At 53.1% G+C, this 16,802-nt stretch carries 12 protein-coding genes and 1 tRNA gene; 3 read left to right on the forward strand and 10 right to left on the reverse strand.

What is annotated here, in order from left to right:
• Entirely contained in the window at nt 1-4,566 is a 4,566-nt protein-coding gene (locus SR894_RS12595) for an EAL domain-containing protein (RefSeq protein ID WP_133732737.1), read from the reverse strand.
• A 523-nt stretch (nt 4,567-5,089) separates the two neighbouring features.
• Here SR894_RS12595 and SR894_RS12600 point away from each other — a divergent pair.
• Nucleotides 5,090-8,587, forward strand: a complete 3,498-nt coding sequence (locus SR894_RS12600; RefSeq protein WP_133732738.1) for a putative bifunctional diguanylate cyclase/phosphodiesterase — start codon at nt 5,090-5,092, stop codon at nt 8,585-8,587.
• Here SR894_RS12600 and SR894_RS12605 read toward each other — a convergent pair.
• The 8 genes from SR894_RS12605 to grxD all read right to left on the reverse strand — a co-directional run bounded on the left by SR894_RS12605 (nt 8,565) and on the right by grxD (nt 14,693).
• A complete protein-coding gene (locus SR894_RS12605) occupies nt 8,565-9,020 on the reverse strand; it encodes a YcgN family cysteine cluster protein (RefSeq protein WP_133732820.1) in 456 nt (151 codons plus the stop codon). The genes SR894_RS12600 and SR894_RS12605 overlap by 23 nt on opposite strands.
• Before the next feature lie 31 nt (nt 9,021-9,051).
• Nucleotides 9,052-9,630 (reverse strand): acyl carrier protein phosphodiesterase, encoded by a 579-nt coding sequence (locus SR894_RS12610; protein ID WP_133732739.1) that lies wholly within the window; start codon nt 9,628-9,630, stop codon nt 9,052-9,054.
• 10 nt (nt 9,631-9,640) lie between these two features.
• The gene (locus tag SR894_RS12615; protein ID WP_133732740.1) at nt 9,641-9,955 is read right to left on the reverse strand and encodes a YcgL domain-containing protein; all 315 of its coding nucleotides are present in this window, start codon (nt 9,953-9,955) and stop codon (nt 9,641-9,643) included.
• Nucleotides 9,955-11,088 carry a ribonuclease D gene (rnd, locus tag SR894_RS12620; protein ID WP_133732741.1) on the reverse strand — a complete coding sequence of 378 codons (1,134 nt, stop codon included), beginning with the start codon at nt 11,086-11,088 and terminating at the stop codon, nt 9,955-9,957. The genes SR894_RS12615 and rnd overlap by 1 nt, the downstream gene beginning before the upstream one ends.
• A gap of 47 nt (nt 11,089-11,135) precedes the next feature.
• Nucleotides 11,136-11,741 (reverse strand): recombination mediator RecR, encoded by a 606-nt coding sequence (gene recR / locus SR894_RS12625; protein WP_133732742.1) that lies wholly within the window; start codon nt 11,739-11,741, stop codon nt 11,136-11,138.
• Between the two features lie 3 nt (nt 11,742-11,744).
• Nucleotides 11,745-12,071, reverse strand: coding sequence for a YbaB/EbfC family nucleoid-associated protein (locus SR894_RS12630; protein ID WP_071693664.1), 327 nt, complete (start codon nt 12,069-12,071; stop codon nt 11,745-11,747).
• A gap of 86 nt (nt 12,072-12,157) precedes the next feature.
• Complete coding sequence (gene dnaX / locus SR894_RS12635; RefSeq protein WP_133732743.1) at nt 12,158-14,182, reverse strand: DNA polymerase III subunit gamma/tau; 2,025 nt, start codon at nt 14,180-14,182, stop codon at nt 12,158-12,160.
• Between the two features lie 160 nt (nt 14,183-14,342).
• Nucleotides 14,343-14,693, reverse strand: a complete 351-nt coding sequence (gene grxD, locus SR894_RS12640; RefSeq protein ID WP_133732744.1) for a Grx4 family monothiol glutaredoxin — start codon at nt 14,691-14,693, stop codon at nt 14,343-14,345.
• Nucleotides 14,694-14,879: 186 nt separating this feature from the next.
• Between grxD and argF the strand changes: the two genes are divergently transcribed.
• Complete coding sequence (gene argF, locus SR894_RS12645; protein ID WP_133732745.1) at nt 14,880-15,815, forward strand: ornithine carbamoyltransferase; 936 nt, start codon at nt 14,880-14,882, stop codon at nt 15,813-15,815.
• A gap of 85 nt (nt 15,816-15,900) precedes the next feature.
• On the opposite strand, the gene SR894_RS12650 is transcribed toward argF, so the two are convergent.
• A tRNA-Ala gene (locus SR894_RS12650) sits at nt 15,901-15,976 on the reverse strand.
• 173 nt (nt 15,977-16,149) lie between these two features.
• Between SR894_RS12650 and uvrY the strand changes: the two genes are divergently transcribed.
• On the forward strand, nt 16,150-16,800 hold the full coding sequence (gene uvrY, locus SR894_RS12655) for a UvrY/SirA/GacA family response regulator transcription factor (RefSeq protein WP_009288007.1): 651 nt from the start codon (nt 16,150-16,152) through the stop codon (nt 16,798-16,800).
• Nucleotides 16,801-16,802 lie beyond the last annotated feature (2 nt).

Consider the following 16,802-nt stretch of genomic DNA (forward strand, 5'->3'; position numbering starts at 1 on the left):
TCAGGATTTCCTTTCCATATCATCATTGCTGAGAGGCAGAACATGGGCCTTGGCGAGCACGGTAAACTCAGCTAACGGTAATGGTCGTGATAACAAGTATCCTTGCACGTAATCACAGCCATTAGCGGTCAACCAGCTTAACTGGGAATGTGTTTCCACGCCCTCTCCCACGGTGCGGATATTGAGCGCCTTGGCCATTCCTAGAATCGCCAGAGCAATCGCCTGATCACTCTCATCTGCGCTGTCTAGTCCGTCTACAAAGCTTTTGTCTATTTTAAGCTCGGCCAACGGCAGCCGCTTTAGGTAGGCGAGCGATGAGTAGCCGGTGCCGAAATCATCCACCGCAAGCTTAATCCCCGCTTCACGCAGCTTTTCAATATTGCCTAATGCCGCGCTTGAGCGGTCGACCAGGGTGCTTTCGGTAATCTCCACTTGAATCAACTCATGGGGAACCCGGTACTGTTTTAGACAGGTAAACAGATGGGAGATGAAGCGCTCCTCCTGGAAGCTGCGTGCAGACACGTTCATGGCCACCGGTGGTAAGCAGACACCATCGGCCAGCCATTGCGCTAATTGAGTAATCAACAGCAGCGCCACATGGCGGTCAAGCTCTAAAATCAAGCCGGTGGCTTCGGCAACGGGGATAAAATCAGTCGGGCTAACATCACCCAGGACGGGGTCACTCCAACGCAGCAGCGCCTCGGCGCCAACTAAGCGATTGGGAGACGCGCTGGTAAATTTAGGCTGATACACCAGCCTTAAGCGGCCCTGCTCCATGCCCTCGCGCAGTGCGTGTTCAATGGCTACATCACGCATTAAACGCTCTTGCAGCTCGGGTTTAAACAGTTCAAATCGATCACGGCCGTTCTCTTTGGCACGATACATCGCAGTATCCGCTGCTTTGGTGAGGCCGGCCACATCGTCGCCATCATCGGGGCAGAAGGCCACACCAACGCTCGATGTCACAAACAGCGAGTGGCGGCGTACCTCATAGGGTTTGGCCAGCGAGTCGACAATCCGCTTGGCCACCTGCTCGGCGCCTTCGATCGTGGTGTCCGTCACAATGATGGTGAACTCATCGCCCCCGAGGCGCGCTACGGTGTCCATCTCCCTCACCAGCTCACGCAAGCGACCGGCGACTTGGATCAGCAGCTCGTCGCCGACGTCATGGCCCAAGGTATCGTTAATGCTTTTAAAGTTATCCAGATCCAGAAACATCAGCGCGCTGATTTGGTCATTGCGCCGGGCATGGGCAATGGCCACCTGAAGGCGATCCTGAAACAGCGTGCGGTTGGGTAGCCCCGTTAAGGCGTCATGGGTGGCGAGGTACTCAGCGTGCTGCTGGGACTCTTTAATGTGAGTAATATCTGAAAATACCGCCACATAAAGGGTCTCTTCGTGGCTATCCGGCTCAATGCTGTTAAGTGTCAGCCATTGGGAGAACAGGGTACCGTCTTGGCGCCGATTCCATACTTCTCCCTGCCAATAGCCATGCTGCTGCACCAACTCCCAGACAATATGGCAACTGCCCGGCGGCTCGGAATCCTGGCCATTTTCCTGTTCACTATAGAGCAGCGTGAGCGCAGGTGTATTAAGCACCTGATGGGCACTAAAACCGGTAATTCGCGTAAAGGCTGCATTGACCGACTGTATGTTGCCCAGCGCATTGATAACAACAATCGCCTCCCCCGCCTGCTCGTAGACTTTTGCAGCCACCTGCATCTCCCGCTCGGCCTGCTTGCGGGCAGTAATATCTTCCGCTTCGGTCAAAATCAGGTTGGGGTGGCCTTGCTCATCGCGAAGTACCTGATGAACCGAGGAGAAAATGCGCACGCCCCCTTCCGGGCTAGTGAGGATGTGCTCCGCTTTTACCATGCGCTGATAGCGCAGCGCTTCAAGATCGCATGTCCAGATGGAGCTGGCGTAGGTCTCAGGAAATAGTTCAAAGGGATTGTGCCCCACCAGTTCATCTTTAGAGAGGCCGAAGGTGTTTAAAAACTGGGGGTTGGCGAACGTGTAGTGCCCGTTGAGATCCTTGAGCGCCATCATCACCGTGCTATTTTCCATCAACGCATGCAGTTGGGCCTGGGATTGACGTAACTTGGCCTGCACATGGCTAAGGTCGGTAATATCCATCAGCGTCACAATCAACAGCTCTACGTTGCCATCGCGACTAACGCCGGGGGTCAATACGCGCTGCAGCAACCTCCCTTCCACCTCGATCACATCTTCTTCCGGCATGCCGCTGGCCATAACGCTGGCTAACTGCTCTTCCAGCGTGTTAAGCGCACTAGGTAATTTTAGCCCAGACACATGCCGCTGAAGGGCGGTTGGCCGGAAATTAAAATAGCGCGCCGCGGGGGCGTTGTAACGTTTTAGGCAGTGATCAGTGTCAAACACCAGCAAAGGGAAATCGAGTGCGTCATAGAGATAGGTATACTCTTCGTTGAGCTTAGTGAGCTCGCTGGTTTTAACATTTAGCTCCTCATTAAGGCTTATCAGCTCTTCGTTGGTGGCTTGCAGCTCTTCGTTGGCAGCCTCCATCTCTTCATTAGTGGCTTGAAGCTCTTCATTGGACGCCTGGGCCTCTTCATTCAGTGACTGCATCTCCTCGTTGGTCGTGGCCAGCTCTTCGAGTAGAGCTTGAAGATGTTCGCGGGTAGCTATTAGCTCATCTTCCAGGCTATTGCCTTTATCAAGTGGCAGTGGCTCCATTAGTTGTTCTAGGGAGATATCGCTCGAAGGGACAGATTCGACCATCGGGTTAGGGGTGAGAATCACCAGTACACGGCGGTCGTCATCGCCCTCTGAGAGGCCACGCACACTGAGCCGCCACCAGCGATCTTCAAAGCGTCGACGGCGACCTAATTGAGGCGCTCGCTGTTTTTGAAACTGATGCAGCATCGCCATCAGCTCGCCACGGAAAGCTGGGTTAATCACATCGCCGATGCCCACTTGGGTTCGGCCAGCAGGAAAGTGTAAGAACTTGGCTACCTCTCCCGCCGTATGCAGTACGCCCCCTTGCGCATCACACAGTGCAACCGTTGCTTCCATATGGGCAACCAAAGCAGCTAACAGTTGCTGCATATCACGATCACGTTGACGCCGCAGTGGCGGCTCTCCAGCACTTTGGGTAGATCGCACAGCCACTTCGCGGCTCTCACCTAGTTTACGAAAAAGGCGTTCACGACGATCAAGCGGGGCAAATAAACTTTCGGTTTGGGCGATGCTTTCCGAACGGCCTAGAAAAAGTAACCCTTTAGCCCTTAACCCAAAGTGAAAGCGCTGGAGAACACGCTGCTGCAGTTCGTTATTAAAGTAGATCAGTACGTTACGGCAAGAAACCAGGTTCAAACGCAAAAAAGGCGGATCATCGACCAAATTGTGTTTGGCAAAAACCACCATATCGCGCAACTCTTTATTCACCTCAAAGGCATGCTCTGTGGCAATAAAATAGCGTTCAACCCACTCGGGGGGCAACGCCTCCAGAGCAGCACCAATGTAGCTTCCCCGCCGAGCAACTTCTAAAGCATCTTCATCAATATCAGTGGCGAAAATCTGCACCACCCGGCTGGCCTTGCCGTGACGCCGCTTCGCTTCGGCTATCATCACTGCAATGGAGTAAGCCTCCTCACCTGTCGCGCAGCCTGCTACCCATATCCGGACGGGCTCACGTCCAGCGTCCTGAATGAGGGTGCTAATAGCACTCTCCAAAGCATCAAACGCCGACCTATCGCGAACAAAGGCCGTCACCGAAATTAATATATCGCGGCCCAACTGCTCCAGTTCAGACGGACTAGCCTCCACTAATGCTAGATACTGCTGCATATCAGCCACATTGGTGGCTATCAGCCGACGCCGTATTCGCCTACTCAGCGTGCCTTTTTTGTAACCGGAAAAATCGAGTTGGCGATGCTCTTTAAGTAACGACAGTAAGCGGTCTGGCACGGCTGCTTGGCTATTTTCATGACTTGCATACTCTAACTGGGCAAGTTCGGCTAAACGCGGTGCCATTGCCTCTGCATCCAACACATAGTCAATCACGCCAGCGTCTACCGCCGATTGCGGCATGCCGTTGTATTTAGCGCTGGCTGGCGTTTGCACCATGGTGATACCACCGGCCGCCATAATGGCTCGCAACCCAGCGGTGCCATCAGAGCCGGTGCCGGATAGCACGATACCCACCGCCGCCTCATGGGCGTCCGCCGCCAACGAGATAAAAAAATCGTTGATACAGGGCTTAGGCCCCACATGAGGTTTGATGGGCGTGGTATAAAAAATGCCATCTTTAATCAGTGCGCTAGTATGAGCCGGCACCACGTAAATCACACCGGCTTCAGGTTTTTGGTTATCTTCAAAGCGCTGTACCCGCAGGTGGGTCTCGCGGCTTAATATATCCACCAGCATGCTTTTATGGGTTGGCGATACGTGTTGTAACACGACGTAAGCAAGCGGCATATCAGGATTGAGCGGCTTAATCAGCTTAGAAATGGCTTCCAATCCGCCAGCAGAAGCGCCGATACCCACCACAAGTGGAGAAGCTGAAGGGGAGCTGGCAGCGGTCATGGTCGTCCTTTACTTACCGGTAATAGTCGCTAGTAGTCTACACACCCTGCCAAGCAAAGCGACTTTTCCAAAGCGGGAAATAGTCCAATAAACGTCTGTTTTATATTGCGACGAAGGCATAGGCGACACTCAATTTTAACTGAAGTGCCTAAACCTGCTTCCGACCTAGCCCCGCTTAAGAATAGTGCTAAATTTAACTTATGAGATGGTAGTTGCCAGCAGTGTCCGATAAGGTGGAGCAAGCAGGTTACCCATTCGAAATTATGCAAAATTTATACTTATATTGATTGACGCGCATATTTTACAGCCGCATATGTTCCTTTATGCCTATAAAATCCCGCTCAACTCAATCCAAGAATAAAAAATAATATTAAATACAGAAGCTTAATAAAAAAAGATGACGCTAATATAGCTATCGCCCCCCTTGCGTTGATGGTATGCCCTGGTGACCCAGTGGTTTCTAAAGGTACTTTATGTGTCTAGGTGTAAGAACACCCTTGTTTGGATATGCGAATAATAGCTAATGGAAGTCAATAATCGCGAATTGGCACTTCAAACTGGCTTGCTGATGCTGCTGGTGTCCACCGTTGTGATTGGTGCAGGTGGCTTTTTGCTGGGCTTTTTTCCTGACGTTCACCAGTCGCAATTGCTCGCTCTGCTACCGGACAGTGCGCTGGTGATTTTATTTTGCGGACTAGGCCTCAGCGCAATCATGGCTGGCTTCGAACGTTTTCGCAAAGCCACCGCCGTTGCACTCGCCGTGGTTGCAAGCTATACGCTGATACACAACGCCTTAGACCCGTCATATCACGCTGCGTCCTTGCTGAGTGGCCATCAACGCCTGCCTAGCCAAGCCGCCCCTATATTATTGATGGCTGCCTTTTGTCTTTGGGTCGGCCCTCAGGGACGTTGGCAGCGCCGTATTTGGCAACTCGGCGGGCTATTTTTATGGACGGTTGGCTGCATTACAATCGCTGCCCACAATGGATGGCCCGCGCCCGCCTGGTTACCCCGCGCCAGCGCATTGATCCCCGGCCTGATTGGCTTTTTATTTGGCATCGCCATGATAATGGTGAGCCTGCATGTTCCTCATTTGAAAACGTCCTTAAGCAGTGCCGCTGTATTCGCGGGTATTATTGGCGTTAGCCTGAGTATGAGTGGCTGGTTTTTAGTCAGTTGGAACCAACAAGAAGATATGCGTCAAAACGCACAGCAAAATCTGGAAGGTATTGCGGTCAATATTGATCAAATGCTGACGTCGCGGACGATAGTGCTAGAACGTTTAACAGAACGCTGGCGCCAGGTCTTTTCAGACCCCACCTCTCGAAGCCGGGAGGTTGAACGCTACTGGACAGATTATCCAAGTATCTTAGCGATTGCGTACTTCAATCCTGTAGCCAATGACATATGGCGCCGTTCTCGCCATGAGAGTGCTCAGCGTTGGCTAGATAACCAGTTGAACACCTTAGCGACCTTGACTTGGCTTAACCAGCAGAGAAACGTCATACAGTGGTCGTTTCCCGACTATGAGCGCCCCACGTTAGCGCTACTTTCCATTAAGCAGCAAGAACGGCCCTATCAACTCGTTGCAGCCATCGATATAGCGCGTCTTATTAAGCGGGAAACCGGTGTCGTCAATGGCACTTATTCGCTGCATATCACCCATGCCAATGGCTCCCTCCTTAACGAAGGTAATGGCCTATTGCCAACCTCTTCTCCCGGGTCACTGCCGCCAATGCTCGCTGAACAAACGCTGGTTTTGCCAGGCGGCACAATTATTAATTTGGCTATTTCTGAACTACCCAATCCGCCGTTAGAACTAACGCATTTTATAGCCGCCGGCGTGGGAATTGGCGGGCTGCTGCTCACTTATCAGTTGGTTTTTAGCTTTGCCTTGATATCAGCCCGCGCTCAGCGCTCGCATGAGCTTTCGAAAGCTAAAGAGACCCTGGAGGATAGCGAACAGCGGTTTCGCTCGCTGTTTACACAAAACCCTGATGCGGTGTTTTCGCTGGATTTGAGCGGCTACCACTTAAGCGTCAATCGATCCCTACTCACCCTCCTTGAAATTGACGAAACACAGATTATCGGTAGTCATTGGAAAGACTTTGTTCCCCCTGAACATCATCTAACAGTGGATGCCGCCTTCCAAAAAGCGTTAATGGGCATCGCCCAGCGGTTCGACTTGGAGGTCATTAATCAACAGGGCAATGCCCGCCAGTTAGATATGTCGTTTTTACCTACGATAGTAAGCGGTCAAGTCGTAGGCGTTTACGGCATTGCCAAAGAGATGACAGCGCTGCGCCAAAAAGAGTCACAGCTGCGTATCTATCAACGCAGTCTCGAAGCCAGCAGTAACGGCATTTTAATTTGTGAGGCTCAGCAAACTGATTACCCCATCCTCTATGTAAACTCTGCCTTTGTAACCGTGACAGGCTATTCGCTTGAAGAAGTAAAAGGCCGCAATTTCCGTTTTTTACAAGGCCCAGATACCGACCCACAGCAAATTGCCGATATTCAGCATGCGCTCGAACGGAAACTCGATATCACCTTGACCCTTCGCAACTATCGCAAAAACGGCCAAGCGTTCTGGAACAATCTCTTTCTCTCGCCAGTGCGTAGCCCTGACGGCCAAGTAACACACTTTGTGGGCAGTATTAACGATATCTCCGAGCGCCGGGATCATGAGAACGCACTCGCTTTTCATGCCACCCACGATGTGCTGACAGGCCTTGGCAACCGCGCCCTGTTTGAAGACCATTTGCGCCATGACGTCGAACTTGCTCGGCGTCATAAGCAGCAGCTAGCGGTACTGTTTATCGACCTGGATGAATTCAAACCGATCAACGATACGCTAGGGCATAGCATTGGCGACCAAGTGCTTATCAACGTCGCCAGACGGCTTGAACAAGCCATCAGGCCTTCCGATACCCTGTGTCGCTTCGGGGGGGATGAGTTTGTGTTGCTATTACCGGATCTCGATAGCCCACAGCAGGCAGAAGAGATTGCCGGGCGCCTGCTCGAAGCCCTTGCCCAGCCTTACCGCATTGAGCGCCACGAACTCCACCTTTCAGCAAGCATTGGCATTGCGCTTAATGACAAAGAGCTGTCGCACCCCGAAGAGTTACTCCAGCAAGCTGATATGGCGATGTATAAAGCCAAGCAGCAAGGTCGCAACGCCTTGCAAACCTTCACTCAGGATATTAACCAAAAGCTTACCCAAAGGGTGACGCTGAGAAATGATTTGCAGGAAGCAATTCTGAATGAACAGTTTGAATTGCATTACCAGCCGCTGTTAACGATCACGGGAGCAGTTCAAGGCTTTGAAGCACTGGTACGTTGGAACCATCCAATCAAAGGCGCTATCTCACCGGCGCTATTTATCCCTATTGCTGAAGAGACAGGGCAAATTATTGCCTTAAGCCAATGGGTGATAGAGCGCGCCGCGCGGGATTTTCTCACTCTCCAGCCGCAGCTTTCCAGCCACTGCCGCATATCGGTCAACCTTTCGCCGATGCAGTTTCATCGGCCTAGCTTTTTAAGCTCGCTCAGCACTACCCTAGAAGCCACAGGACTCAGTGCGACATCGCTGGAACTTGAGTTAACCGAAGGCATATTGATGAATGATACTGACGCCGCGATTGATACGCTGCATGCGCTGCGCGCGATGGGGATCAGTGTTGCCATTGACGATTTCGGCACCGGCTTTTCAAGCCTGAGCTACTTACGCCACTTACCCGTCGACAAGGTAAAAATTGACCGCAGTTTTATCAACAATATTGCCAACAACAGCAAGGATGCCGCTATCGTGCAGGGCATTGTTGCCCTTGCTCATCACCTAGAACTGACGGTGGTGGCAGAGGGGGTAGAGACGACACAACAGCACCAACAGCTGGTGGAATTGCAGTGCGATGTTTTTCAAGGCTTCCTATTCGCGAGACCCATGCCCTTCAAGGCTCTTTGTGAATGGTTAACTGAGAAACAGGGTTCAATTAAAGCTACATCGGCAGCACGGCAATAATATGCGATTCTAATTGCTGCTCCGGCACTTCATCCTGGGACACCGCGAAGCTGCGCACGCTGACTCCTTTGCGGTGAACCCGCTCGGCGTCATTGCTTAACAACGGATGCCAACCCGCCAACTTGCGCCCTTCCGCCACTCGCCGGTAGCCACAGCTCTGCGGCAGCCAGGTGAACTCTTTAACCAATGCCGGCGTCAGCTGAGTGCAGTCGGGCACGCTTTCAAAACGGTTCTCGTAATCGCTGCACTGACAGCTGTGAATATCCAACAAACGACAGGCCACATTGAGTACCGCTAACTCTTGGGTGTCCTCGTCGTGCAACTTCAGCAGGCAGCACTGACCACAGCCATCGCATAGCGCCTCCCACTCCTGGGGTGTCAGTTCTTCTAGCGTAAAGCGCTCCCAAAAACGTTCGCGCATCGCGGTCTCCATCCTCTCCTGGCTCATTGTCACGGATAGCTCTTTATGATTGGGGTGTATCTTGGTGGCTCAATTCAGCCAATAGCGCTGGCCATAGTGTCTGAAAATCGTTCTCTAGTGCTTGATAATCGTCGTACAGCCAAGGCACTAAAGCAGCCAATTGATTGGGGCCAGACAAACGCCGCCCAATGCCGGCAACGGCCCGGCAGGTAAATGAAAAGTCAGCGTAGCCTCTTAGCCAGTCGTGCTCGACGAGAATCGGCATCATACCGGCCAGCCGGTTCGGCGCGGTGCGAGTGGAGAGTAGCCGATAGCAACGCTCAATGATCGCTTCCTGATCTGCCTGCCCCGCCGTATCCCGGGCCAGGAAATGATCCCACACCATATCCAGGGCTATCCCCGCATAGCGCCGCTGCCCCGTTGGCGCACGGCGCCGTGCATTAACAACGCTAGGATGGCTATCCACCCAGGCATCTACCCGGCGATGGTGACGAATGCCTAACGCCGTCGCAGCGGGCCAAGCACTTAAATCATGGCCCTTAACGCCATCGGCAATTAAATTGCCGTAGAGAAAATCATCACTACCAGCGCTCACCAACCACGCATGGGCAAGAAAATTCATAACCGGGGCGCTACTGTTCATCAGAAGGGGCATCAGAGCGCGAAGCCACATGGGCGCGATGCACGTCGAGCAAATAGGCCTCTTTAGGCGGCGGCATTTGCAAATAGAAGCCTTTCTCTTTAATACCTGCTACTACGTCTGCTGCATTAACCCGTGACAATTTTTTGTCAGCGGTCAACAGCATGGTAAATACCGGTACCGGCTTGCCGAAGGTCTCAAGTAATAACTCTGGGACGTCTACCAATCCTTGACGCTTATCGATGTATAAATACATTTCATCTTTACGCGAGCTTTTGAAAACCTCGCAAATCATTTTGTCGCTCATTATGCTCGCTCCTCTAGGGCCTGGGCCAAAGCGCCATTCAGACACTCGCCACGCCAACCCGTCGGCCAAGTGAGAGGTTCCCCTGCCAAGTCCTGCATCACCAGTGTTTCTATATCGCGGCGACGCATGAGCATTTCCGGTGCCACTCCTAAGTCATTGGCTTTGCCTGTTACCGCCTTCTTGAGTGCTTTAAAACGTGATTTGAACGTCGGGTGCATCGGGTCTGGCCAACGCTTGGGCAGCGCCTCTTCATCACAGTGCTGGGCCTGTTTGACCATTGCCAGCAGTGCGTCGCCCTCTTTTTTGATCAGCATCGGCTTAATGCCTTCAACGTCAGCGAGTTCAAAGCGATTGCTGGGCATCTTTTCGGCGATCGCAAACAGCAGCTTATCGCTAATCAACCAGTTGCGCGGCAAGTCGCGACGGCGTGTCTCGCCTTCACGCCAAGTGGTCATTAGCCGATACGCCTCCATTTGACGGGGCGTTAAACGCCACAATTGGCGTTGACGGGTATACCACTGCAGGTCGTTATCAACGCTGCGGCCGGCCTGTTCAATTAAGCTAGCGCACTCGGCGTCCACCCATTCACGCCGCCCCAACATGGCGAGTTTTTCAGCCTGTAGCGTCCAGACTTTTAGTAAATAGATCACATCCAGCGCGGCGTAATGGCACTGTGCAGGCGACAGCGGGCGTAGTAACCAGTTTGAGCGTGTTTCCTCTTTAGGCAGGGTTTCACCGACCCAAAATTCGACCAGCTTTTGATACCCCATGCCAGGATTTTCACCTAAAAATCCTTGTACTACCTGAGTGTCGATTAACGGTTCCGGCAATACACCTGCCCAGTGCTGAAAGACCTCTAGATCTTCGCTGCAAGCGTGCAGTAATTTGATGGCACTATTTTGCAGCAGAGCACGGAATCTATCGGTACAGGGAACGGCCACCGGATCAATCAGATAAGCCTCTTCCCCCGCGGTAAATTGAATCAGCGCAGGGACTGGAAAAAAGGTGTTCTCTCGAAAAAACTCGGTATCCAGAGCAATCACGGTGGCATCGGCTACTTGCTCGCATGCCGAATCAAGCGCATCTGGAGTATCAAGCCATTGATAAGAGGGGGTAAGAGAGGACAAAAGCATTCTTCCAAGTTAGCGCAAACGCTCAGGCGCTTGCGTTTTAGGTAGGCTTATTCACTGGCAAACGGCAGACGACCATTAAATGCACGACTCAAGGTACCGCCATCAACGTACTCCAGTTCACCGCCCATGGGAACGCCATAGGCAAGCCGTGAGAGTTTGACGCCGTGTTCGGACAGCAGCGAAGCAATGTAATGGGCAGTCGCTTCACCCTCGATGGTGGGGTTAGTCGCCAACACCACCTCTTCAATGAGCCCTTCTGCAACACGCGCTTCCAGCAAGTCTAAACCAATCGACTCAGGCCCCACGCCATCGAGCGGCGAAAGGTGACCGTGGAGCACAAAATAGCGCCCTTTAAAGCCACCGGCTTCTTCAATCGCCAGTTGATCGGCAGGCGACTCCACTACGCAAAGCAGTGAATCATCGCGCCGCGGGCTTTCACACAGCATACAGACCTCTGCTTCGGTGAGCGTGCGGCAGCGCTGACAGTAGCCGACTTCTTCGATCGCCTGCAGAATAACCTCAGCAAGTCGCTGCCCACCTGGCCGTTCGCGCTCAAGTAGGTGCATTGCCATGCGCTGAGCCGTTTTGGGCCCAACGCCTGGCAATACGCGAAACGCATCCATTAGCTGCTCAACGAGAGGAGAAAAACGCATTGCTTAGAACGGCATCTTAAAGCCGGGCGGTAGGTTCAAGCCTGCCGTCGCTTCTTCCATTTTCTGTTTAGAGCTGACTTCCAATTTGCGCACTGCGTCGTTGACCGCCGCCGCTAGCAAATCTTCCAGCAATTCTTTGTCCTCTTCCATAACGCTGGGGTCAATGGACACGTTTGATACGTCATGGCGACCATTCATGGTGACCTTGACCATACCGGCACCCGCCTCGCCCTGGACTTCGGCTTTGGCGACCTCCTCCTGGGCTTGCTGCATTTTTTCCTGCATCTCTTGGGCTTGCTTCATCAAGTTGCCCATTCCACCTTTAAGCATGGTCTGATCTCCAACGTCCGTAGTTAAAAAACAAGTTAAAAAAGCTAGTTAAAAAGATGTTTATGTCTCGACGAATTGAAAAGCGCTTAGCGTACCGCGTCAGCAGGCTTAACGCTGGATTCTATCAGCTTTGCCCCAAACGCCTGCTGTAACTTCTGTACATGGGGGTCGTGATTGAGTAGATCAACCGCCTGGGCATGACGCTCTTGATTAAGACGCTCTTCGCGCTGCCGCGGCGTTTCAAGGCTATTAGACAACTCGGCAACGTAAAACGCTATTCGCCGTGGCATACCCTGCTCTTTTAACGCCCGTTCAATGCGCGTTTGGTGCACTTCCGCCTGCATGGCCTCTTGGCTGGGGTCGAGGCGCAGCGTCAGCAGCGTACCGTCGTCACTCTCGACCAAGCAGTTGCCCGCCAAGTTACGGGTTAAGCCGCCCAGACCAAGAGAATCAAAGCACTGCAACCACTGCGCATTATCCAGCTTGCCGGACTGAATTTCCGACCGGTTTTGTGGAGAGGTTTCTGGCAGGGTTTCTGACAGGGCTTCTGGAACGACCTCTGGTGCAGCTTCTGGCGCTACAGTCGCTGAGGGCTCTACCGTTTGAGGCTCGGAAGCAGGTGCAGGCGCTGCGGTCGGCTCTGGCTCAGTAACAGGCTGGGGCTCAGTAGCAAGTTCTGGTTCAGTCTTAACCGTTGGCTCAGGGACTTGCTGGTGAGTCCCCCCCTCTATTAATCGTTCCTCCGCTTCGACAGTCCAAGGCGGCGGCTCTTGCAGAGGTGGTTCCTCTTCAGCGGCAGGCGCTGCCTGCTCAGGGCTTGGCGCTAATGGCGGCTCAGGCTGAGCGTCTGGCGCGGAATGAACTTCTGCCGTTGCATCAACTGCTGCCGCGGGCTGCGGCGCCGTTGATGGCGCCTCTGCCACGGGCGCTTGAACACCCTTTTCTGTCGTTTCCGCTTGTGAAGGCTCGCGGCGAAGCGGTAGCGGGGTACGCGGCGGTTTCGGCACACCCTGAGGGCGAAATGCCAGCATCCGCAGCAACGTCATCTCTAACGCGCTGCGCAGATCAGGGGCGTGCACCATGTCTCCCCGCCCCTGAATACCAATTTGGTAATAGAGCTGAATGTCTTCAGCGGTGAAACGGCTAGCTAGCTGCAGTATAACGTCACGATCACCATGGCTGTTATCCACGGCGTCCGGCACCATCTGTGCAACGGCTAAACGATGCAGCATGCTTGATAACTCATCCAACACCGCGGCAAAGTCCGGGCCTTGCTCTGCCAACTCAGCCACTTCGGCCAGCAAGCGCTGCACATCCACATCGGCCAGGGCTTCTGCCAGCCCAAGAATATGACGATGATCCAAAGTGCCCAGCATGGCAGCCACATCCGCATGGCGTACCGCTCCTTGGCCAAACGCAATGGCTTGGTCGGTTAGGCTCATGGCATCACGCATTGAGCCTTCCGCCGCCTTACCCAACAGCCACAAGGCGCTTTCATCAAAAGCGACACCCTCTTCACCCAGCACATAGGTGAGATGCTCCACCACGCGCTCTGGTGGCATATGCTTGAGGGTAAATTGGAGGCAGCGAGAAAGTACCGTCGGCGGCAGCTTTTGCGGATCGGTGGTCGCCAGCAAAAATTTAACGTGAGGGGGAGGCTCTTCCAGCGTTTTCAGCAGCGCATTGAAACTGCTGGTGGAGAGCATGTGCACCTCATCGATCAGGTACACCTTATAGCGCCCTTGGGTAGGCGCATACTGGACGTTGTCCAGCAATTCACGGGTATCTTCTACTTTGGTTCTTGACGCCGCATCGACCTCAATAAGGTCAACAAAGCGCCCTTCATCAATTGCTTGACAGCTATCGCACTGACCACAAGGGGTAGAGGTAATGCCTTCGTCACCACGACCGTTGGCCGTGCAATTCAAACACTTGGCAAGAATACGCGCCAAGGTGGTTTTACCCACACCACGAGTACCCGTAAACAGGTAGGCATGGTGTAGACGCCCCTGATCAAGGGCATTGACCAAGGCGCGTTGAACATGGGCCTGGCCCACGAGTTCGTGGAATGTGCGAGGCCGCCACTTGCGGGCCAGAACCTGATAACTCATGAAGCTGTACTTCCTTCGGCGGGCTGACTTGCCACACGCTGTAGCCAGCGCGAGGCAAAGGCCACGATGCAAAACAAAGACGATGCGAGAACAAACGTCATTCTAACGGTTGCACCGCAGCCCGCCAACCGCCTGAGTAAAACGGACGGTTAGACAACGCCTAGGCGTTATCACCACCTTCCGCCGCACCAGCACGCTCTGCAGCGGCTTTTACTAACTTTTCCAGCTCGCCATTTTGATGCATCTCAACCACGATATCGCAACCACCCACTAACTCGCCTTCTACCCACAATTGCGGGAAGGTGGGCCAGTTAGCAATTTTGGGCAGCTCAGCGCGAATATCCGGATTATCCAGAACGTTAACAAACGCAAAGCGCTCGCCACAGCTCATCAGCGCTTGGACGGTCTGGGCAGAAAACCCACACTGGGGCAGTTGGGGCGAACCTTTCATGTAAATCAGGATCGGGTTTTCGCTAATTTGGCGCTGAATATTTTCGGCAGTCGTGCTCATACTATTTCCTCGCTTATTGATAACCGATGCCCATCCACTCAGTTAGCACTCGAACGTAGCAGTTGAACAAGTACCTGAGTAGAGCGCTCGGCTTTAACGTGTATGTGGCATTCTACGCATGCCGTTCGCGTTGCGCATCCCCTGCAGCATAGCTAGGATAGTGTTTTTGCGCGGAGAGAAGCCCTTATGGCGACACGCCATTTCCTGACCTTGCTAGATTTGACACCGAATGAGCTGGACTATTTGATCCAGCGCGCCATTACGATCAAAACCAATCTAAAAGCCCAAGGTCCTGTTTATACACCATTACCCAACCGGACTCTGGCGATGATCTTTGAAAAATCATCGACGCGCACACGGGTTTCATTTGAAACGGGAATGGCACAGTTTGGCGGTCACGCACTTTTTCTCTCCCCCCGCGACACTCAACTGGGTCGGGGCGAACCCATTGAAGACACTGCTCGCGTACTGTCTGAAATGGTCGATGCAGTGATGATTCGCACCTTTTCCCACGCCGGGCTGGAAACCTACGCCAGCGCCAGCAGCGTACCGGTGATTAACGCCTTAAGCGATGACTACCACCCCTGCCAACTGCTTGCCGACGTGATGACCTGGACTGAGCTACGCGGTAGCGTAAAGGGTCGCACAGCGGTGTGGATTGGGGATGGCAACAACATGTGCCACTCATGGATCAATGCTGCTCGCCAGTTCGGTTTTCATCTGCGCATTTGCTGCCCGAAAGGCTACGAACCTCGTGCAGACATTATGGCTGCCGCTGGCGATCAAGTGACGCTGCTGCACGACCCTCAGGAAGCGGTAAAGCAGGTCGACCTGATCACCACCGATGTATGGGCCTCCATGGGGCAGGAAGAAGAGCAGGCGAAACGTGAAGCCGACTTCTCGGGCTTCCAAGTTACTGAAGCAATGCTCGACAAAGCAAATCAAGACGTGCTCTTCCTGCACTGCCTGCCCGCCCATCGCGGCGAAGAGATCAGCCATACACTGCTCGACGATTCCCGTGCAGTTGTCTGGCAGGAAGCCGGCAACCGCTTACATGCGCAAAAAGCGTTAATCGAGTTTTTGCTACTAGGGCCAATCACTGAGCAAAAAACAGCTGGCTAAACGCCGCCCTTAAAGCTAAAGCAAGACGAAAAAAAGCCTCGTTAAACAACGAGGCTTTTTTCTAGCATTTGGTAAAATTCTGTATTGGTGGAGCCTAGCGGGATCGAACCGCTGACCTCAACACTGCCAGTGTTGCGCTCTCCCAGCTGAGCTAAGGCCCCACATACTGTCTTTCCAACAGCGAGGCGGATACTACGGCGAACATTTCCCTTGGTCAAGTTTTTAAACATCAGCGCCTAACTAATTCTCCTTTGTAGTTAGCTGTGGCACTCTATGCATTAGAGTACAAGGCCAACGCCTGAGCCCATGATGTTTCCATGCAGGAGCCTGTCCCTTGATCAGTGTACTTATCGCCGATGATCATCATCTAGTAAGAACTAGCATTGCTCACCTGCTAAACGAAGAGTGTGACATTAAAATTGTGGGCGAGGTCGACGACGGCGAAAGTGCGGTAACACAGTGTCGTCATTTAAAGCCCGACATCGTGTTAATGGATATCCGCATGCCAGGCATCGGCGGGCTTGAAGCCACTCGGCGCATTCACCGCAACATGGAAGACGTTAAGGTCTTGATTTTGACCGCGCATATGGAAGACAGCGTGCTGCGACGCATGCTGGAAGCCGGTGCCTCAGGTTTTTTAAGCAAAGGCGCCGATGCGATAGAAATGACCGATGCCATCCGCCAGGTGTTCCATGGTCGCCGCTATGTCAGTCAGGAAATTGCCCAGCGTTTAGCTCTTTCGCACTTCACCGAGGAAGATAACCCGTTTAGCCATCTATCCCATCGTGAGCTACAAATTGCCCTTATGATCGTCAATTGCCAGCGTGTGCAAGATATCTCGGATCGCCTGCACTTAAGTCCTAAAACGGTAAACACCTACCGCTACCGACTCTTTGATAAACTACAGGTTGCCACTGACGTTGAGCTTACTCACTTAGCGCTCCGTCACGGGCTGGTAGAGGGGTTTGACGCTACCCAAATATGACC

The sequence above is a fragment of the Vreelandella neptunia genome (assembly GCF_034479615.1).
In the GTDB taxonomy this organism is placed as follows: Bacteria; Pseudomonadota; Gammaproteobacteria; order Pseudomonadales; family Halomonadaceae; genus Vreelandella; species Vreelandella neptunia.